Below are 21,395 nucleotides of genomic sequence, written 5' to 3'. Positions count from 1 at the left end.
TAATGGGGAATTTTGTAAAAATTTACTTTTGGCAAATTATTTCCATTTTTTTTAATTTTGGAAACGTTTTTATTGTAACACCTTTTATTTCGTCAAACTCTATTTTATATGGTGTATATTCAATATTAATGTCTGCATATTTATTTATATCTTATGCGGATTTAGGATTTTTAGGAGCTGGGATGAAATATGCTTCTGAGAGTTACGCTCGTAAAGATAGAGAAGAAGAAATGCGCCTTTTAGGTTTTACAGGTATTGTTTTTTTATCTTTCGTTTTTTTATTTTCTTTGGGACTATGTGTCGTTGCCTATGACCCTGGAATACTCATACATGGAATATCAAGCTCTGAGGATCTTAATACTGCAAAATCTCTGTTTTTAGTTTTAGCATTATCTTGTCCAATTTATGTAATACAAAGAATAGTACAAATAATTTTTGCCATTCGTTTAATGGATTTTAAATTTCAACGTATTCTAATTCTTTCAAATATTCTTAAAATTCTATCATCTTTTTTGTTCTTTGGTGGAGATGCGTACAATTTGGTTTGGTTTTTTATTACGAGTAACGTTTTATCTGCTTTAGCAGTTATAGTTGGTATATATATAGCAAAGAAAGAATTTGATTATAATTTCATTGTTTTCTTTAAATCATTAAGGTTTTCTAGAGAAATATTCCAGAAAACCAGAACATTAGCTTTTACTTCACTTTTTCTAACAGTATGTTGGGTATTATACTACGAACTAGATAATTTTTTTATAGCAAAGATTTTTGGAGCTAATGAGGTCGCAAAGTTTGCAATTTGTTTGACAGTGTTATCGTATTTTAGGGCTTTATTTGGGATTTTGTATTCCCCATTTATATCAAAATTCAATCAACTAATCGGTATAAAGGCCCACACACAGCTTATTGATTTGTTCAAAAAAGTTTTAATAGGATTTATGCCTATAGTAGTTTTTCCAGTCTTAATTGTGGTTCTTACAGCTGATAATTTTATAATGTGTTGGGTTGGAGAAAAATATAGTGATAGTATATTAATCACTAAGATTATGTTATGTGGATATATGTTTTGTTTTATCACAAATCCAACTGGTATTTTAGTTATGGCTTATGAAAAGGTTAGACAATTATATGTAACAAGTGCACTGCAACCTATAGTTTATTGGCTTGGTATTGGAACAACTGTGAATCTTTTTGGACTTTTGTCATTTGCTATATTTAAATTTTTAGCGTTTTTAATTGAAAGTATTGTTTACATATTTATTTTAATAAAATCCTTTAAAATTCCTGTTAGCTTCTTCCTAAATAATATTGTCAAAAGTATAATTTTACCAATTTTAGTTATATACTTTAGCGTGTATTTATTAAAATCATATTTACCTATGTCAAAAGGGTATTTTTATTTGTTAATTTACTTCCTTGAAATAGGAGTGATTTTTATCCTTTCAATGTTGACATATTATTTCACATCTATTGTATTCAGAAATTTTGTAAAAGAGAAATTAGCTAACTTTTCGCTATCCAAGTTTTAATTATTATGGTTTTATTTTATATTTTGAAATATATCTATTTTGATTGTTTTACAAAGTTGAAGAATGTTATTAGTTTAAGCGTAATTCAAAATAAATATAAAGGGTCAAAATTTTATCCAGGATGTAATATCCGTAAATCAGAGTTTTTTGAAAATACGGTTGTATTCAATAATGTTACACTCTATGATTCGATTGTCAAAAGTCATACATATATACAGAAGGATACAACTGTAATCAATTGTGAAATTGGTAAGTTTTGTAGTATTGCCAAAGGTGTTAGTATCGGACCGGGAATTCATTACATTGATGGAGTAACAACACATCCGTCACTATATATTAAAGATACACCGTTGTTAAAAGTTTTTTCTAACAGAAATCTTTATGAATCGTCAAAAAGGACCATAATAGGTAATGATGTATGGATAGGTGAAAGAGCAATTATTTTAGATGGAGTATCAATAGGTGACGGCGCAATAATTGCTGCGGGATCAGTGGTAACTAAATCTGTAGAGCCTTATCAAATCGTTGGAGGAGTTCCGGCTAAACTAATAAGGTATAGATATTCGGAGCAAATTATTGACCTTTTATTGCGTGACAAATGGTGGGATAAGGGTTCAGATTGGATTGAGGAAAATTGGGAATCATTTTATAGTATAGATACATATTTTAAAGATGAGAAAATTTAGTTATTTGTTGACAAGAATTTTGTTTTTGCAATATCAGTTGCGTAATTTTTTCTTGTTTAAAAAGTTGAGTTTCACAGCATTTATTCATCCTTCAGTAAAAATAGAAGGTAAAAAATATGTGTCAATTGGCAATAAAACAACTATAAAAAGAGGGGGATGGATTTTATCATTAAAGATTGATGAAAACGTACCTGAAATATTAATTGATGAAAACTGTGATATTGGTGACTATGCACATATAACTTGTGTGAGGAGGTTGGTTATTGAGAGAAATGTCCTGATTGCGAATAAAGTATATATATCTGATAACACACATAAATATGATGATGTTTTAATACCAATTAAAGATCAAAGTGTTTTATTTAAAGGTGAAGTTGTTATTAAGGAAGGGGCTTGGATAGGAGAAAATGTTTGTTTGATAGGATGTAGTGTGGGTAAGAACTCTATTGTTGGAGCCAATTCTGTTGTTACAAAGGATGTTCCAGATTACTCTGTAGTATCGGGAAATCCTGCTAAGATTATAAAAAGGTATTGTGGAGAGACTGATACTTGGATTAAAGAAGATTATTAAATTTATAATATGAAGAATGTTTTGATAACAGGTGGAGCAGGATTTATAGGCTCAAATCTAACTAAAAGGCTTTTAGAAAATGGCGGTTTTAATATTACCATCTTAGATAATTTCTTGCCACAAATTCATGGAGATGTCCGGAATCTAAATGTTGAAATCCAATCAAAAGTACGATTAATAATAGGAGATGTAACGGATAAGAAGTGCTTCTATGAGTCTTTGAAAGAGCAAGATATAGTGATCCATTTGGCCGCTGAAACAGGAACAGGCCAATCAATGTATAATGTGTCGCATTATGCAAATGTTAATATTCAAGGTACTGCATTGTTATGTGATTTTCTTGTTAATGAAGAACATGCCATAAGTAAAGTTATAGTTGCATCTTCTAGGTCGATATATGGTGAAGGGAAATATTTTTCTCAGAAATTTGGAAACGTTTATCCAAAAGGTAGGAGCCAGGAAACAATAAAATCTGGTTTTGAAGTACTATGTCCGATAACTGGAGAGCAAAATTTAATTTTACAAGCTACTGACGAGGAAGCATTGATTCACCCTTCTTCTATATATGGAATTACTAAGCAGGTTCAAGAGCAAATGATTATTCTTTCAACTGGGATTAAGAAAATAGACTCATTTGCTTTGAGATTTCAGAATGTATATGGTCCTGGACAATCTTTAAAAAACCCGTATACTGGAATTTTATCGGTGTTTTCTAGACAAGCTCTGCAGGGACAGAATATTAATATTTTTGAAGATGGTTTGGAAAGTAGAGACTTTGTCTTTATTGATGACATAGTGGAATCTATCTTATTATGTTTATCGCCTAAAGTAAAGGGTCAGCACATATTAAATGTTGGAAGTGGGGAACGCACTTCTGTTTTGGAAGTGGCACAAGAAATAGTTTCGTATTTAAAGAGTAATTCTAAAATTGAAGTTTCAGGAGCTTTTAGAGAAGGTGATATTAGACATAATTATGCTGATTTGGAAAAAATTAAAAATACTTTGGGGTTTTCCCCTAAATGGACGTTTACTCAAGGAATAAGAAAATTTTTAGATTGGGTTTTGATTCAGAATGATATACCATCATCTTTAGATGATTATATAAATTCTATTAAAGAACTTAAAGATAGAGGCCTTTATAAATAGAATATATGAAACCGAAGATAAGTATAATTTTCACGAGTTATAATCATAGAGAATATTTAGTACAATCATTAAATTCTCTAATTGAACAAACATATAGGGATTTTGAATTAATTATTATTGATGACTGTTCTACTGATGGTAGTCAGGATATTTTAAAAGAATATCAAAAATATCCTTTTGTGAGGCTCTTTTTAAATGAAATAAATTCAGGTAGCTATGTAAAGGCTAGTAATTTTGGGGCGGAGAAAGCTATTGGAGAATATATAATTTTTGCTCAATGTGATGATTTTGCAGAACCCAATCAATTAGAAAAATTAGTTGAACATGTTAGTGAAGATTTTGGGGTGATATTTTCAAAAAGTATATTAATAGATGCAAATAATAAGGTCTTAGGGGATGATTTTTCATTAAGAGAGAAAGCTTTTAGAGAGTTTTGTAAAAATGGAGGAGGCATTTCTGGAAGTATTATGTCTCAATTTTTGTCTAAAGGGTGCGTTATTCCAAATCTAAGTGCTGCATTAATAAGAAATGATCTATATTCAAAAGTTGGAAGACTTTCTGAGAAGTATTTAGTTGCTGCTGACTGGGATTTTTGGTTAAAATTAAGTCTGATTACAAATTTCTACTATATAAATTCCCCACTTAATAATTTTAGGCAGCACGAGGCAACTATAAGAAGTTCGATTAAGATCAAGAAGCAAATTTTGGAAATTTATAACATTTTTTATGACTTTATAAGTCAAAATAATTTATCTAAAGCGGCAATTCGTGATTTTCAAGTCGGCGCAGGTGCTATCTGGATCTCATTTTTTAAGTCGGATAAGAGGAGTTGGATTCAGTCTTTTATATCGATTTCGAGGGAAACATCTAAATTTGAGAAGCGTAACATTTGGTTTTTGTGGTTAGGTTTTATTTATAAAATTAAAGAGGTGGTTAATAGGTAATGGAAAAGAAAGTTTCAGTTATTGTTGTTACATTTAAACGATTTGAATATTTAAAGCTTACAGTTGAAAGTATTTTGGCTCAAACTTACAAGAATTTTGAGCTCATTGTTGTTTCGGATGGTTATGAGTCTGATGTAAAGGAATATGTTAAATCTCTTTTTGAATCAGGATACTCTATACAATATGATTTTACAGAGCATTGTGGGTATCCTGCAAGACCAAGAAATCTTGCACTGAAAAAGTGTAAAGGTGAATATGTTGCTTTTTGTGATGATGATGATTTATGGGAATCAGATAAGTTAGAAAAGCAAATTGATGTCTTAGATAGAAATGAGGAAGTTATTTTATGTTGTACAAATAGAGATGAAATCGACTCAGATGGACACCTTTTGGCAAAAAAGAGCATAAATTATGTTCCAAACTTTCCTACTTTTAATAAGTTGTTGTTTACTAATTTTATATCTTATTCCTCTGTTCTGATTAGAAAGTCAATTATTGAAAAGTCTGGTGTATTTATTGATGATATTAAATTTAGAGCAGTAGAAGATTATCATTTATGGCTAAGAATTGCTTATTATGGTAAGATATATTTTCTTGATGAGATTATGGTACATTATAGAAAACATGGAGGCAATATTACATCAAAGTTTTCTGTTGGGATTAAGAAGAATATTTTAGTATATGATAGTATATTTAGTACATTAAATGTAAGCGAAATTCGAAGATTTTTTAGTTACGTAACTGTTTACTTTAAGTCAGCTATTTATCGTTTAAGTGGAAAGTGATGGTGATCATTATTTATATCTACTTTTTAGTTTTTCAATTCCTAAATACTTATTTGGGTGTTCTTAGTGTATTTAATCCTTATGCTTTTTGCTTATTCTTTACTTTACTTGGCCTTCAAAATAGAACAGATAAAATCAGTAAAAGATTTTTTCTTATTCTTATTCTATTTGTAGTCTTTTTTATCGTTGTTTATTCTTTTAAATTTTCATTCTTTTCATCATTTGGAACAACTGCAAAGGCTCTACAATTCAATTTTGGATATTTATTTTTGATTCCAGGCTTTGCTTTTCTGTTCAAGTTTGATAAAGGAATTTCATTAGAGAAAATTCTTAGCAGTACTTTTTGGATACTGACAGTCGAACTTTTTATGGAATTTATCCTTATTAGAATTGTGGGCATCTCACCTGATCTATTTCAACATTATCCAAAGATAAATCATATTAGAATTGACGAATTAACAGGTGCTTATGTTGCAGATAGGATGTTAGGTTTGACAGGGAATGCTTCAGTTATGGGAGTTTTTTTTGTATCTGTATTTAGTATGTATATGGGAAGACTTATTGAATTAAATCCTAATAAAATAACGTTAAAGATGAAGATAACAATAATTGCATTTTTGTGTTGTTTTTTTATGATAACATCAGGATCTGCTTTTTTAGCTATGTTGGCATCTTTTTTAGTAATATGGGCTAGTAAGAAAGGGAATCTAATAAAAAATTTGATATTAGTATTGATAATTCTTCCAGTGATAGCTCTTGGCGTAAATTATCTGGATGTAAACTTTAATTTGTTTAATGGTAAATTTAAATTTGATTATTTAATTTTTCTTTTGAGCAATAATAGTATTGAGGGGTCTCTTCCATATTTATTGCGTGATATGTCCAAGGATTATAATTGGTATGATATCTTTTTTGGGAAGTATTACTTTGAATGGGGAAACCCTGATGCCGTTATAAAAACTGTAGATTATTTTTATATAAATTTGGTTTATGAATTTGGCATTTTTGGTTTGATAGTTTTTCTCTACATTATTAAAATTGCTTATGATAAAATCTCCGCTTCTCAGATTATAAGTGGTAATTATCTAAAGTTTGCTTTTTTGGTACTAGTATTTGGATCACTCCATTATCCTGCAATTGTATATATGGCACCACAGGTATTTATTTCTGCAGTAACTGGTTTTGCAATAAACCATATCTATACTAAGAATATGAAAAAAAAATATGAGGAGATTCTTGTGTAATATTTATCGGGTTGTTTTAGTTGTATTGTTTCCAAATTTTATTTTTGGGCAGCCAAGAATAATCAGTGTGCCAAAGAATGGTCCGGACACAAAAATGATCAATAGGTATTTAGTACATTTTGAAAATAAATTACCTTTTGATGGGCTATCGATAGGATTTCATTCTAATAAAACTAACCACAAAGGATTTTTAGGAGCTTATGGTCGAGGTCCTGATGAATTAAGTTTCTCTGTATTTAATGTGAAGAATAGTATTAACTATTTAGATTATACAAATGCAATTAATGATCTAAAAAGATTAAATTTTGTGAAATTTAAATCTAATTTCATGTTTTTAGCTTTATTTTCAAACAACTGGGTAAAATGGGATGATGATAAAAACTGGGAAGTTCTATTGAAGAATTTTAGAGAAGCATGTAAAATAGCTAAGGATAGTGGATTGAAAGGTATTATTTTAGATACTGAAACATATGGGAGTGCTCAAAATTTAGATTTATCATTCTATTGTATACAGTTCGTTGATTATCTAAAAAAAATTGATGACAAAACTGTTTATGAGCGAATTGGTGAAAATAAAGAGAATGGAGATATTGGCGATCTATTCTATAATAAAAGTAAGTTGGTACATTTGAAGCATTCTGAATATAAGATTGGTTCGGCTTCAGTCACTAAAGTATTTCTTAATATATACAAGGATAAATCAAACAATTATTATTATCCTGTTATAGACGAGAAGTTTAAAGATGAAGTATTAAAAATTATAAATAAAGTTGAACAAAGGGGGACACAAATTGCTAAAATATTGAAATCTGAATTTCCAAATGCAGAAATTTTATTGACTTGCGGACCATCTTACGTTAAAGAAGTGTTGAGTAATATATATGGGCTTAATGAGCATAGTACATTTTATCGAACAGGATATGGCTTAGTAATACCATTTGTATATGGGATGTTGGAAGAGGCAAATTCATCATCTCTTATAATAATTGATGGAATGGAACAAACCTATTATCATAAATCCAAACAAGAATTTGATAGATCTATAAGTAATTTTTATGCTTCAAAGGCTTATTTCAACAATTTTAAGAGAAATAGTCTATTTGATGATTTGCAGATTTCAGCAGGTCTTTTTATAACTCCAAAAAATAATGAAAGTGATTTGTCCGTAAGTCGTAGGTTTAATAAGAAGGAGATTTTTAATTCACTAAATTCAGTTTACAACATCAGGAAGTTAAAATATATATGGATGTATGAAGAGAACGAAAGTTATTGGTTTATACCCAAGGAAAGTAAAAGATACTATGACGGATCAAAAAATACATATGGAATTTATGGAGATAATGAATCCGAATATTTAAAAATTATAAAATCAGCAATAAAAAGATAAAAAATATGAATATTGCAGTAATAGGAACTGGTTATGTAGGTTTGGTTACAGGAACTTGTTTGGCGGAAACTGGAAACCAGGTGATTTGTGTGGATGTTATCGAAGAAAAGGTAAAGAAAATGCAAAATGGTATAATACCAATATATGAACCAGGTCTGGATGTTCTTTTTCAGAGAAATATTAAACATGGTAGATTATCATTCACAACAAACTTAAAAGAAGCGATTAAAAATGCCAAAATTATTTTCTTGGCATTACCCACACCTCCCGGAGAAGATGGGAAGGCAGATTTAAGTTATGTTTTAGGTGCAGCAAAGAATATAGCTTTACTGACAGAATCTTATAAAGTAATTGTAACGAAATCGACTGTTCCTGTAGGAACTGCAGATAAGGTTAAAGCTGTTTTTTCAACACATTCAAAGATTAAAGTTGATGTTGTATCGAATCCAGAATTTTTGAGAGAGGGTGTTGCTGTTGAGGATTTTATGAAGCCTGATAGAGTTGTTTTAGGCGTGGAAAGTAAAGAAGCTCAAGAATTAATGACAGAGTTATATGCGCCATATACACGTTCTGGAAATCCATTGATATTTATGGACACACGATCATCTGAATTAACAAAATATGCTGCAAATTCTTTTTTGGCCACAAAAATTTCATTTATGAATGAAATTGCAAATTTATGTGAGCTTGTTGGTGCTGATGTAGATTTTGTAAGAAAGGGTATAGGAGCCGATGATCGGATTGGGAAAAGATTTCTTTTTCCGGGAATAGGATATGGGGGCAGTTGTTTCCCAAAAGATGTTCAGGCTTTGGCACTATCTTCTGAAGAATATAATTATGACTTTAAAATTTTGAAGTCAGTTATGGATGTAAACCATCATCAAAAAGGAAAACTTGTAGAAAAAATAAAACAATATTTTGGCAGTAAAATTTCTAACATTACTGTAGGGCTTTGGGGAATGGCTTTTAAGCCGGAAACTGATGACATTAGAGAAGCACCTGCACTTTATATAATAGAATCTCTTTTGGAATTAGGTGTTAAGATAAAAGCATATGATCCTGAAGCGATGGCGAATGTTGAAAGTTTGTTAGGCGACAAAATTATATATTGTGAAAGTGCATATGATGCAATTGAAGATGTAGATGCGTTGATTATTGCTACCGAATGGCAATTGTTTAGAAACCCTGATTTTGATTTAATGAAGGAGAAATTAAAATCTCGGGTTATTTTTGATGGGAGAAATCTATATGATTTACATAAAATGATTGACCTAGGATTTTATTATAATAGTATAGGACGTAAAGTTGTTGATAGAAATGGTAAATAAAAGAATTTTAATTACTGGAGCTGCAGGTTTCTTAGGCTCTCATTTGTGCGATTTATTTATTTCAAAAGGATACTATGTTATTGGAATGGATAACTTAATAACCGGAGATTTGAGTAATATTGAGCATTTATTTAAGCTGGAAAATTTCGAATTCTATAACCATGATGTGTCAAAGTTTGTGCATGTCGCAGGGTCTTTAGATTATATTCTGCATTTTGCATCTCCTGCAAGTCCAATTGATTATTTAAAAATTCCAATTCAGACCTTGAAAGTTGGATCATTGGGTATTCATAATTTGTTGGGACTCGCTAAATCAAAGAAAGCAAGAATTCTTATTGCTTCAACTTCAGAAATTTATGGTGATCCTGCTGTTAATCCTCAACCGGAAAGCTATTGGGGTAATGTGAATCCTATTGGACCTAGAGGAGTTTACGACGAGGCTAAAAGATTTCAGGAAGCTATAACAATGGCTTACCATACCTTTCATGGTGTTGAAACTCGTATAGTACGAATTTTTAATACTTACGGACCGAGGATGAGATTAAATGATGGTAGGGTGTTACCTGCCTTTATTGGCCAAGCTCTTCGTGGAGAAGATTTAACTCTATTTGGAGATGGATCCCAAACAAGATCTTTCTGTTATGTTGATGACTTGGTTGAAGGAATTTATAGACTATTATTATCTGATTATGCTTTTCCTGTAAATATTGGAAATCCAGATGAAATCACCATAAAGCAATTTGCTGAAGAAATAATTAAGCTAACAAAGACCGAACAAAAACTAGTATATCACCCTTTACCTCAAGATGATCCAAAACAAAGGAGGCCTGATATCACTAAAGCTAAGGAATTATTAGATTGGGAACCAAAAATATGTAGAGAAGAAGGGTTGAAACTAACGTATGCGTATTTTAAGTCCTTAAGTCGTGAACAGTTAGAGAAAGTCGACCATAAGGATTTCACAAATTTTAATAAATAAATCTGATAAATTTTAATGCTATGCCGAAAGTATGGAAATTAATTAGTGCCATTGGTTTGGAAGAATGAACACAAAAAAGATACTTCATGTGGTATCCGTTTCTTTTTCTATAAAATACTTTATAGGAAATCAGTTTCGATACTTTAAAGATAAAGGATATGAATTTCATGTTGCATGTTCAGAATCCGAAGAACTATATGGTTTAGCTGAAAAGTATGATTTTAAGCCTTTTCCTATACCAATTGTTAGAGCAATTGATCCTATTCAAGACCTAAAGTCAATATGGATACTGAAAAAATATATCAATAATGAAAACTTTGACGTAGTTATTGCACATTCTCCAAAAGGAGGATTAATAGGAATGTTAGCAGCGTATTTGGCAAATGTTCCTAATCGTTTCTATTTTAGACATGGTTTAGTTTTTGAAACTTCAAGTGGGCTTAAGAAAAAAATATTAATATTAATAGAAAAACTTATAGGAAGGCTCGCGCATAAAATTATAAATGTTAGTCAGTCCGTTGAAAATATGGCTGATAGTTTAAAGCTCAATGATTTTAGTAAAAATATATTGTTAGGAAAGGGGACATGTAATGGAGTGGATTTAAATGAATTTAAATATAGGGTAGGTTTGAAAAATGAATCACTTATAACAATAGGATTTGTGGGACGGTTAACGAAAGATAAAGGAATTGTTGAGTTGATCGATGGGTGGAAGATTCTTAAAACAAAATATAATAATATTAGATTAATGTTGGTGGGACCAGTTGATTCTCGAGATCCATTAAATGATGATTTGGTTAATTATATCAAAAGTGACAAAACGATAGAACTAATAGGTGGAGTTCCAGATGCAAAAATTTATTATAATATGATGGATATATTTATTTTACCATCTTATAGGGAGGGTTTTCCAACAGTAATACTAGAGGCATCATCATCACAATTACCTGTAATTACAACTCGTTCTACAGGTTGTATTGATGCAATTGTTGAAAATGAAACAGGACTTTTTGTTGAAATTAATGGAGAGAGTATTTCCTCTATGATTGAACAATATTTGATTAGTAAAGAACTTCGTGTTAGACATGGAATTCAAGGTGCAAAGTTTGTGAAGGAAAATTTCTCTGAGAAGATTATTTACAAGGAAATAGAAAAGAAAATATTTTCGAGCCAATGAATATAGTTCTAGGTAACTCAGGTTTTATTGGGTGCTCGATATTAAATATGTTGTCTTCAACAAAAGGAATATCATTACGAGACTTAAATTGGCAAATGTCTCTGAATGATTCTGAATTTATTATTAACGTTGTCGGCAAAGCACATGATCATAAGGGGACAGCTACAGAAGCGGATTATTATCATGTAAATGTAGATTTAGTTAAAGATGTATTTGAAGCTTTTAAACAATCATCGGCCAAATTATTAATTCATATCAGTTCACTCGCGGCCTTAGAGGAGTTTGAATCGGATATACCTCTGTTGGAACAAGATATCTGTAATCCTGTTTCCTGGTACGGTAAATCAAAAAGAGCCGCAGAAATGTGGCTTCTCGGTCAGGATTTACCTGATAACAAAAAACTTATTATTCTTCGTCCACCAATGGTTCATGGTCCGGGAGATAAAGGGAATTTAGGGTTGTTATATAAGTTGATATCAAAAGGAATACCTTATCCTTTGTCAGCATTTAATAATAAAAGGAGCTTTATATCCATTGAGAATTTTTGTTTCTTTATAAATCAGATTATTCAAAATCATGATAAATTAAAATCAGGAATATATCATATTGCTGATAATCAGCCTATATCTACCAAAGAAATAATAGAGATAATAAAAAAAGAAACTGGTAAAAAAACTATTGACCTTTCTCTGCCTAAATTTCTTGTAAATGGAATCGCAAAGCTTGGCGATGTAATTCCTATACCCTTAAATACGAAAAGACTTAAGAAGATGACTAGTAATTTGTTGGTCTCCAATCAGAAGATCAAAACTGCATTGGGTATTGAGAAATTGCCATTGACTGCGACAGAAGGGTTGGTGAAAACGATCAGATCCTTTAATGCAGACAAGAATTAGTATACGGTAAATAGTAAATAATGATATATATAATAATATTTATAATTCTTTTTATTGCTGAGCTGCTTTACTTTAAAATTGCGGATCGGTTTAATATTATTGACAAGCCAAACGAACGTAGTTCACATACCTCCGTTACATTGAGGGGTGGAGGAATTATATTTTATTTGGGGACATTGGCTTATTTTATTATTTCCGGCTTTCAGTATCCCTATTTCTTTTTAGGGTTGACCTTGATGACAGTGGTGAGCTTTGCGGATGATGTAATGACCTTGTCCAATAAGATCCGTCTATTAGTTCACTTGCTTTCGGTTTTGTTAATGGCCTATGAACTGGATGTATTTGATATGCCCTGGTATTACCTGGCTATTACTTTTGTAATTGTCATTGGAGTTATCAATGCATACAATTTTATGGATGGAATTAATGGCATTACAGCTTGTTATAGCCTTGCTGTAGGAGGTTTACTAATGCTAGTCAATCATCAGATAGATTTCATTGATCAGGATTTACTGATTTATAGTATGTTATCGGTGTTAGTTTTTGCATTTTTCAACTTCAGATCAAAAGCTAGATGTTTTGCTGGTGATGTAGGGTCTGTTGCAATAGCGTTTATCTTATTATTTGCTATTGCTACATTAATTATTAAAACGCAGAATCTTATCTATATCCTCTTCTTGTCTGTTTATGGCATTGATACGATCTGGACGATTATAAGGCGTTTGTCAAATGGAGAAAATATCTTCAAAGCGCACCGTTCCCATTTGTATCAATATCTGGGAAATGAGGCCGGAGTGAATAAGCTGATGGTATCTTTTCTATACGGAGCTTTACAGTTTTTAATTGGTTTTGTCGTTATTCGAGTTGCAAACGAAACAGCTAACGTTCAGATAATCTTCTCTTTGTCTTTACTTGCCTTTCTCAGTATCATATATTTGATTACAAAAAGTAGTATAATTAAGAAATACGTAAACAAGTAACAGATTCAGAATATGATAAACTTCATCTCAGGCGGTATTGCCAAAGACCATAGAGGTCAGATCCGATTTGTCAATGATTTCGATATGTCGCAGGTCAGACGGTTTTATATTATTAAGAATGCAGATGTCGAATTGATAAGAGGCTGGAGGGCGCATCAGATAGAACAGCGTTGGTTTCATGTGCTGTCCGGTTCATTTTCAGTAGATCTGGTTAAGATTGATAACTGGGATTCGCCTTCAAAAGATCTTCCTGTGAAGACAGAGATGTTAAAGTCAGAAGAACACCGGGTATTACATGTTCCTGTAGGTTACGGGACTGCTTTCCGGGCTTTAGAACCGGATAGTGAGCTGTTAGTCTTTGCGGACTATGGTATAGAAAATGCGAAGCTTGATGATCATACCTATCCGTTGGATTATTTTGTTAACATCAGCCGATAGATCCCCATTAACAGCTCCTTAGAGAAATATTTAAACCGGAATATTTTTATTCAGCCGGATAAAAGTTTCTTCGTTTGCCATTGTTAATGATTTTTGATAACTTGCTGATAGTGAAATAATCCTTCAATATCAGCAAGTTATGATGCAGTTCAGATTTTTTGTAGTTATCCTCCTTACTTTTCTATCCCTCAGCCTTTCCGCTCAACAGATAAATACATTTCAGCAGCGAAGTGTAGATATTCCTGCCGACTCCACATTTACAAAATCTATACAGTACTTACATAATAACGGATACAGGCTTACAGCTGTAGACCGGCCATCCGGTTTTATACAGATTCGTACCTATATCAAACACAATAAGATTTTCTCTGCCAAGATGGGCGAATGGAGAACATTAAATTTTCTGATTCAGCCAGATGATTCTAACCGAGCTTTAATAACATTGAATATTTATCAGGAGGATAAGATCTTTGGAGGCGATATCCACAATAAAACAGCTTATGATGAAGATAACGGATTAAGTGATGATCCCAAATTATATCAGGAGATCTGGGATAAATTGTTGCCTGCATTAAGATAGTAATGAAAAATTCCTCTTATATAGATACGTAAGATTTACATCGGCCATTTTTGCTAAAATCCAATATTTAAATTGAGATCTAAGAGTAACAGCACACAAACTAAAGAAATTGTGAGGAAGTATACAGGGTTAAGTAATTAACACTAATATAATATACAGTATTTTTATTTCTGTCAAAATGTATCTAACATTGTGACAGAAAAGTGTAGAAAAAATCAATGAAGCTAACGCAGCAACATATTGAACAGGAGATAGCTGGCCAATTCAGGGAATTCTATTTGGAGTATAAGGACAAAGTATATAGGTATGCCCTTATACATCTGCGGGAAGAAAGCCAGGCGTTAGATATTGTGCAGGAAGTCTTTTCTAAAATCTGGATCCGGTTTGAGGAGCTGGATAAGAATCAAAATATAAAAGCTTATCTCTATACCGTAGCCCGAAATACGGTATTTGATGAACTCCGGAAAATAAAAATTAAACATAACTACGCAAATACAGAAGGACAACGGCTCCCCGCTGTTGATAATTCCAATGCAGAACATATTGCCTTCAAGGATCTGGAAAAGGTATATCAGCAAGCTATTCTGCAATTACCTTCCGAACGTCAGCGGATATACCTGCTGAGTAAGATAGAATACCTTTCCAATGTTGAAATCGCAGACCAACTGGGGATTTCAGTCAACACAGTACGTGATCAACTCGTCAAAGCCAACAAATCTGTTCGTGCTTTTATTCTCTCCCATTTTGAAATGTCCATTACCATTTTGATTTTCTTACGAATTTTATAATCTCCGATCGTCTTCTTGTCAACATGATACGTATCTATTAATAGAAGTAACCTAGACGATGAATCAAATAGCGCTTAAAGCTCTGCATAAAAAATATTTGGAGGGAAATTGTTCGGTATCTGAAAAGCAGATACTCCTGGAGATACTTGCAATTACACCCGATGATCAATTAATGGATTTTGAAGAAGTCCTTGCGTTGACAGATCCGGGCGTTTATATAGATGAGGATATATCCGAGGCGATTTATAATAAGATAGTTGCTGCCCAACCTCAGAAAAGATCAAATCCTCTGTTTCTATGGCAGCGAGCTGTAGCGGCAGCAATAGTCTTTATTGCACTTTCTGTGCTGGCGTCTTATTTTTTCCGGAATAATGATAATAAGCTGCCTACTTATACAAACCATACGAATTTTATTAAAGAAATCACGCTTGGTGACAAAAGTACAGTTCTTCTCCGACCCGGAAGCTCACTAAAAATCCTTTCACATTTTGATACAGACAGTATTCGTCAGGTTAAGATGAATGGTGAAGCCTTCTTTTATGTACAGAAGAATGCGCATAAGCCTTTTATTGTAGCAGACGACAGAAATTTTGATGTCAAAGTATTGGGAACAGAGTTTAATCTGATCTCAGATGAATCAGAGGCCATGCTGGTTCTTAATAGCGGGATAGTAGAAGTTTCCAAAGGAAAAATCAGGACAAAGATCAATCCTGGAGAGAAAGTGAGTTTTGAGGGTCAGCATCAGATGTTTCGTGTTGAAAAAGTTGATACATCAGCTTATTCCGCCTGGAAGTATAACCTGATTTATTTTGATGCGGTCAAACTTTCCAAAATCATTGATGAATTGAAAGAAACCTACCCCGATCAATCTTTCCGCTTTAGTGAAAAATATGCAGACTACCATTTTTCGGGATATCTGCCACAACATGATCTGGATAAAACCATAAATCTGCTTAATAAGGCCTACAACTATACCATAATTACCAAATAACAATATCCATATGAGAAAAACCAATTACTATCTAAAACTTATGGGTAGCCTTTTGTTTTTGCAACTGTGTGTGCAAAAAACGATTGCTGCCGAAAATCAGCAAAACAGGGAAATCGGGCCTGTTATCTCAAAAATCGAAAAAAAGCTGAATATCCGGTTCGGTTATGATACAGGAATCGGACATCTGAAAATTAAGGATGATACGGACCTTAAAAATCTGAAGAAGGATAATCTGAATGCCTTTATTATGGAAATATCCTATGATCAGTTACAGGTAAGTCAGGTCGATAACATGCTATTTGTCCTTTCCAGAAAACATGAACAAAAGAAAAAGGGGACAAACACAGGTTTTCAGAAAATTACAGTTCATGCTGATCAAAAAATTCTGAAGGGAGAAATTATTGATCAGGAAACCAAAGCCAGAATTGCCGGAGTAACGGTCAGGGTAAAAGGAACCGACAAAGTGACGACAACAGATAATAATGGTGTCTTCTCAATAGAAGAAGTGGCTCCGGGAGCGATATTGGTGGTTTCTTCTTTGGGGTATCGTACCGTAGAGATCCCGGCAGATCAGGCAGCACAGATTGAACTCAACAGATCATCCGAAGAGTTACAGGAAGTGGTTGTAACGGCTTTGGGAATAAAAAGAGAAAAAAGAGCGCTTGGATACGCTGTGCAGGAGATCAAGGGGGATGATCTGCAAAAGGTAAAAGGAGTAGACGTGGGTACAACACTTACAGGACGTATTTCCGGATTGCGTGTATTCAATAGTACAGAATTCAACAAGATGCCTTCTATTACTTTGAGGGGAATGGATCCGATCTTGGTTATCGATGGGGTGCTTTATGAAAATATGAATTTACGGGATATTCCGGTAGATAATATTGAAAATATTAACGTACTCAAAGGGGCTACAGCCACAGCACTCTATGGCGAGCGCGGAGCAGGAGGTGCCATTATGGTAACAACCAAAAAAGGATTAAAGAGTAAAGGCACAGAGATATCTGTCAGTACCAACAACATGTTTTTTTCCGGATATCTGGCATTACCAAGTGTCCAGTCCTCATATTCAGCAGGCTATGGAGGTAAATTCAATACCGATGATGAGGTTTGGGGAGATAAACTGGATATTGGTCGCCGTTATCAGCAATGGAATCCGATAACCAAGCAATTGGAGGAAAGCGAGCTGGTGTCTAAGGGTAAAAACAATTTTAAAAATTTTCTGGAACCGGGATTTATCAGCAACAATAGTGTAAGTTTTACCAATCAGGGAGAGAATGGTAGCATTACCACTTCCATCAGTCATGTTTACAATAAGGGACAATACCCCAATACAAAGCTGAACATGACAAATATTTCCGTTTCAGGAGAGACAAAGATTACCGAAAAGCTTAATCTGGAAAGCAGATTTGGATATAATCGCCGCAATACACCGAATGATTTCGGGGCAGGTTATAATGCACAGGGGTATATTTACAATATCCTCGTCTGGACAGGGCCTGAGTACGACCTGAGTCAGTATAAGGATTACTGGATCGTTAAGAATGAAAAGCAAAACTGGAATTACAATGCCTGGTATGATAACCCTTATCTATCTGCATATGAGAAAATCAGTGCTGAACTAATCAATAAGCTGAATGCTGCTATTACCCTTAATTACCAGATTACAGACTGGGGTAAGTTAGTTTTACGGTCCGGGTATGATTACTATGGGAATACGCAGGAGCAGACCAATCCTATGGGTATATATGGTACCAGAGGAGGATTCTCCGGTTATGATAACAGAGGTAAATACTGGACACGTAAACAGGATGGCTTTTCTACCAATAATGATCTGATATTCACTGCGAAAAAAACCTTTGGAGATTTTGGCATTGACGGATTATTAGGCGGGGCTGTTTTTTATCGTCGTAACAATACGCTAACCGCTTCGACCGTTAATGGTCTTGCTATTCCAGGCTTTTACTCTCTTCGTAACTCGGTAGGCCCGGTTTCAAGCGTGGAAAGTAAGATCAAGGAAATGACGAATAGTGTATATGGAAGATTGTCGCTATCCTGGCGTAATCTTATCTTTCTGGAAGCCACTGGTCGTAATGACTGGTCATCTACTCTTCCAAAAGAAAACCGTTCCTATTTCTACCCGTCCTTATCGGGAAGTGTAGTTGTGTCTGATTTATTCGAGAAGCCACAGTGGTTAAATCTGTTAAAAGTAAGAGGTTCCCAGGCGGTGACCAAACAGATTCTCGATCCGTACGAAATCAATCAGGCATTTACAGTGACAGCGAACGTCTGGGACGGCTTGTCAACGGGATCTTATCCAAATTCGATCAAAGACTTTTCCATATCTCCTACACAACGGAATCTGACGGAGGTGGGATTAGACTTTTCAGTTCTGAATAACAGATTGTATGGTGACTATACCCGTTACTACCGCAGAGAGCACAATGCCATTACTTCGGCTACAATCTCGGGAGCTACTGGCTTTACATCCCGGTTAATCAATACAAAAGAAGAGACAATGACAAAAGGACATGAGATCACTATAGGAGGAACTCCCGTGAAAAAGGAACACTTTCAATGGGATATCAGCGGAAATCTGTCCCAGAATCTGAAATATTATCATAAGCTGGATCCTGACTATTCTGCAGATGCCCTATATGTCAAAGTCGGAGAACGTACAGATCATTATGTGACACGCGACTGGGAACGTTCACCTGACGGACAGATCGTACACAATGCTTCCGGAATGCCGATCAGTGCGGTACATGAGTCGCGGTTATTTGGCTATACTGCTCCAAAATGGATATGGGGATTGACCAACAACTTTCGTTACCATGACTTCGCTTTATCCTTTAGTCTGGATGGTCGTATAAAAGGACTTTCCTATTCCAGTATGAATGCCCGTCTGTGGCAGACAGGCGCTCATCCGGATTCAGACTCTCCTGAACGATACGAAGAAGTGGTCAACGGTAACAAAACATATATTGGTCAGGGAGTTAAGATTGTCTCCGGAAATGTAACCTATGACAAATATGGTCAGATCGTGACGGATACACGTCAGTTCGCACCTAATGATAAGACCGTTTCCTATGAATCGTACTGGAAGAGGGCATATTCAGGAACACGCAATATCTGGGATGAAACGTTTATCAAACTGAGAGAGATTTCATTGAGTTATTATCTGCCTGCAGAAGTTGCAGCCAGATTTAAGGCAAAAAGAGCAAGTGTAGGTGTGACAGGACAAAATCTGTTCTTATGGACGAAAGAATATCGTTTTTCAGATCCGGATGTAGGATCTGAAGACCTTAATTCTCCTTCTATGCGGTACATAGGCTTTAATATAAATGTCAGTTTTTAGATTATCAAAGATCTTAACCACAGTTAAAATGAAAAAAATTTTAAAATATATCCTGTTGGGACTCGTCATAAGTAATTATTCCTGTTCCAAATTTGACGAAGTCAATACCAACCCTGAAGCTCCTGAAAAAGTGACTTCAGCAATGATAGCAACCCGTATTATTATAAATCTTGCGAATCAGCCAAGTCAGAAAGGTTTCTTACAACCTTATATGCTGAATAAGAATATTGTCTGGACAGAATTTGTCGAATCCTTCCAATATAATGGTTTCGGAGCATCCAGTCTGAGTTTCACATCCATCAACGATGCTCATTTTATGGGAAAATTCGCGGGTACCGAAAAACTGGCTAAATCATATGATGGCCTGATGTATTTTGCCAGGGCAGTGAAATTTTTCGAAGCCACCATGGATATGGGAGACATCCCTTACCAGGATGCTTTGAAAGGTGAGCTGGATAAAAATTATTTTCCGAAATATGATACTCAAAAAGAGGTATTTCTGGGTATTTTGAAAGAACTGGAAATGGCTGATCAGTTATTTGCGGAAGGGGGAAAATTCGTTGGAGATCCTATGTATGGAGGAGATCCTGTCAAATGGCGTAAACTGGTCAATAGCTTTGCCTTAAATGTTCTGATGCAGTTAAGTAAAAAAGAAGGAGATGCCGATCTGCAACTGAAAACCAGATTTCAGCAAATTCTTGCCGCTAAGCCTATTTTTACATCAAATGCGGACAACTATCAGCTGATTCGTTCGGATAAAAGCGGTCAGACTTATCCCTTTTATAAAGTGGGTAACAATTTTACCATTTACCCGATAATGTCCACTGAAGTCATAGACCGGCTGAAGACCTTACAGGATAGAAGACTGTTCTATTATGCAGCCCCTTCTCCTGTCAAAATTACCGGAGGATTGACACAGAAAGATTTTGCCGCCTATGTAGGTATCGACCCTTCTCTTGTCTATGATAATATCACGGCAATAAAAGGAACAAAAGATTATTCAAAACTGAATGACCGGTATACTGAACTTGCTACAGGAGAGCCTACGCAACAACTTTCGTATGCTCAGGTTTGTTTTATAATAGCGGAAGCTGCGGCAAGAGGCTGGGTGTCTGATCAGCCGGTGGATTGGTATAAAAAGGGAGTAGAGGCTTCTATGAAGTTTATCTATGATAACACCCCTAATGCGGAACAATTTCATCACAATATGCCATTAGATGCTTCTTATGTAACATCATATGTTAATGGATTAGGCAGCACTTTTCCAGCCGGAACAGAAGCCCGTATAGAAGCCATCATAACGCAGAAGTATCTGGCCAGTTTCTTACAGTCTGAATTTTATACCTATTATGATTATCGCAGGACAGGATATCCGAAATGGAAGATCAACCCTGCAAGTAGTCTCAATTCTGAAGCTCCGGATAAGATTCCGGTCCGATGGAAATATCCTTCCAGTGAATTTAACTATAATACGGCGAATGTAGATGCAGCCGTATTAAGACAATACGGAGGTATAGATGATATCAATAAGCCGATGTGGTTATTACAATAAATAGTGAAAAGGAAAGAGCTGGATATTTCCAGCTCT

The 21,395-nt window shown here is 34.0% G+C and carries 19 protein-coding genes; all 19 read left to right on the top strand.

Annotated features, from left to right (window positions below):
- The first annotated feature begins 2 nt into the window (after positions 1 to 2).
- On the top strand, positions 3 to 1,529 hold the full coding sequence (locus tag I6J03_RS07685; protein WP_003009018.1) for a lipopolysaccharide biosynthesis protein: 1,527 nt from the start codon (positions 3 to 5) through the stop codon (positions 1,527 to 1,529).
- Positions 1,530 to 1,534: 5 nt separating this feature from the next.
- Positions 1,535 to 2,215 carry a CatB-related O-acetyltransferase gene (locus I6J03_RS22840; protein ID WP_003009016.1) on the top strand — a complete coding sequence of 227 codons (681 nt, stop codon included), beginning with the start codon at positions 1,535 to 1,537 and terminating at the stop codon, positions 2,213 to 2,215.
- Positions 2,202 to 2,786, top strand: a complete 585-nt coding sequence (locus I6J03_RS22835) for an acyltransferase (RefSeq protein ID WP_003009014.1) — start codon at positions 2,202 to 2,204, stop codon at positions 2,784 to 2,786. Before I6J03_RS22840 ends, I6J03_RS22835 begins: the two co-directional genes overlap by 14 nt.
- A 9-nt stretch (positions 2,787 to 2,795) precedes the next feature.
- Positions 2,796 to 3,932, top strand: coding sequence for an NAD-dependent epimerase/dehydratase family protein (locus I6J03_RS07670; RefSeq protein ID WP_003009012.1), 1,137 nt, complete (start codon positions 2,796 to 2,798; stop codon positions 3,930 to 3,932).
- Positions 3,933 to 3,937: 5 nt separating this feature from the next.
- Entirely contained in the window at positions 3,938 to 4,876 is a 939-nt protein-coding gene (locus tag I6J03_RS07665; RefSeq protein WP_003009010.1) for a glycosyltransferase, read from the top strand.
- Entirely contained in the window at positions 4,876 to 5,661 is a 786-nt protein-coding gene (locus tag I6J03_RS07660; protein WP_003009007.1) for a glycosyltransferase, read from the top strand. Before I6J03_RS07665 ends, I6J03_RS07660 begins: the two co-directional genes overlap by 1 nt.
- Positions 5,661 to 6,905 (top strand): hypothetical protein, encoded by a 1,245-nt coding sequence (locus tag I6J03_RS07655; RefSeq protein WP_003009005.1) that lies wholly within the window; start codon positions 5,661 to 5,663, stop codon positions 6,903 to 6,905. Before I6J03_RS07660 ends, I6J03_RS07655 begins: the two co-directional genes overlap by 1 nt.
- On the top strand, positions 6,886 to 8,292 hold the full coding sequence (locus tag I6J03_RS07650; RefSeq protein ID WP_003009003.1) for a hypothetical protein: 1,407 nt from the start codon (positions 6,886 to 6,888) through the stop codon (positions 8,290 to 8,292). Before I6J03_RS07655 ends, I6J03_RS07650 begins: the two co-directional genes overlap by 20 nt.
- Positions 8,293 to 8,297: 5 nt before the next feature.
- A complete protein-coding gene (locus tag I6J03_RS07645; protein WP_003009001.1) occupies positions 8,298 to 9,620 on the top strand; it encodes a UDP-glucose dehydrogenase family protein in 1,323 nt (440 codons plus the stop codon).
- Positions 9,610 to 10,599: a UDP-glucuronic acid decarboxylase family protein gene (locus I6J03_RS07640; protein WP_039990143.1), complete on the top strand. Its 990-nt coding sequence runs from the start codon at positions 9,610 to 9,612 to the stop codon at positions 10,597 to 10,599. Before I6J03_RS07645 ends, I6J03_RS07640 begins: the two co-directional genes overlap by 11 nt.
- 64 nt (positions 10,600 to 10,663) lie before the next feature.
- Positions 10,664 to 11,776 (top strand): glycosyltransferase family 4 protein, encoded by a 1,113-nt coding sequence (locus I6J03_RS07635; RefSeq protein ID WP_003008997.1) that lies wholly within the window; start codon positions 10,664 to 10,666, stop codon positions 11,774 to 11,776.
- Positions 11,773 to 12,672: an NAD-dependent epimerase/dehydratase family protein gene (locus I6J03_RS07630; protein WP_003008995.1), complete on the top strand. Its 900-nt coding sequence runs from the start codon at positions 11,773 to 11,775 to the stop codon at positions 12,670 to 12,672. The genes I6J03_RS07635 and I6J03_RS07630 overlap by 4 nt, the downstream gene beginning before the upstream one ends.
- A gap of 20 nt (positions 12,673 to 12,692) precedes the next feature.
- The gene (locus tag I6J03_RS07625) at positions 12,693 to 13,652 is read left to right on the top strand and encodes an MraY family glycosyltransferase (protein ID WP_003008994.1); all 960 of its coding nucleotides are present in this window, start codon (positions 12,693 to 12,695) and stop codon (positions 13,650 to 13,652) included.
- Between the two features lie 12 nt (positions 13,653 to 13,664).
- Positions 13,665 to 14,090, top strand: coding sequence for a cupin domain-containing protein (locus I6J03_RS07620; RefSeq protein WP_003008992.1), 426 nt, complete (start codon positions 13,665 to 13,667; stop codon positions 14,088 to 14,090).
- A gap of 139 nt (positions 14,091 to 14,229) precedes the next feature.
- Entirely contained in the window at positions 14,230 to 14,670 is a 441-nt protein-coding gene (locus I6J03_RS07615; protein ID WP_003008989.1) for a hypothetical protein, read from the top strand.
- 218 nt (positions 14,671 to 14,888) lie between these two features.
- Positions 14,889 to 15,458: an RNA polymerase sigma-70 factor gene (locus I6J03_RS07610; RefSeq protein WP_003008987.1), complete on the top strand. Its 570-nt coding sequence runs from the start codon at positions 14,889 to 14,891 to the stop codon at positions 15,456 to 15,458.
- A gap of 58 nt (positions 15,459 to 15,516) precedes the next feature.
- A complete protein-coding gene (locus tag I6J03_RS07605) occupies positions 15,517 to 16,449 on the top strand; it encodes a FecR family protein (RefSeq protein WP_201694274.1) in 933 nt (310 codons plus the stop codon).
- Between the two features lie 10 nt (positions 16,450 to 16,459).
- Positions 16,460 to 19,807, top strand: a complete 3,348-nt coding sequence (locus tag I6J03_RS07600) for a SusC/RagA family TonB-linked outer membrane protein (protein ID WP_003008983.1) — start codon at positions 16,460 to 16,462, stop codon at positions 19,805 to 19,807.
- 28 nt (positions 19,808 to 19,835) lie between these two features.
- Positions 19,836 to 21,359 (top strand): SusD/RagB family nutrient-binding outer membrane lipoprotein, encoded by a 1,524-nt coding sequence (locus I6J03_RS07595; protein WP_232279762.1) that lies wholly within the window; start codon positions 19,836 to 19,838, stop codon positions 21,357 to 21,359.
- Positions 21,360 to 21,395 lie beyond the last annotated feature (36 nt).

The sequence above is a fragment of the Sphingobacterium spiritivorum genome, assembly GCF_016724845.1.
Classification (GTDB): Bacteria; Bacteroidota; Bacteroidia; order Sphingobacteriales; family Sphingobacteriaceae; genus Sphingobacterium; species Sphingobacterium spiritivorum_A.
The sequence above is the reverse complement of the archived record's forward strand: the minus strand, read 5'-3'. Positions and strand labels throughout refer to the sequence as shown.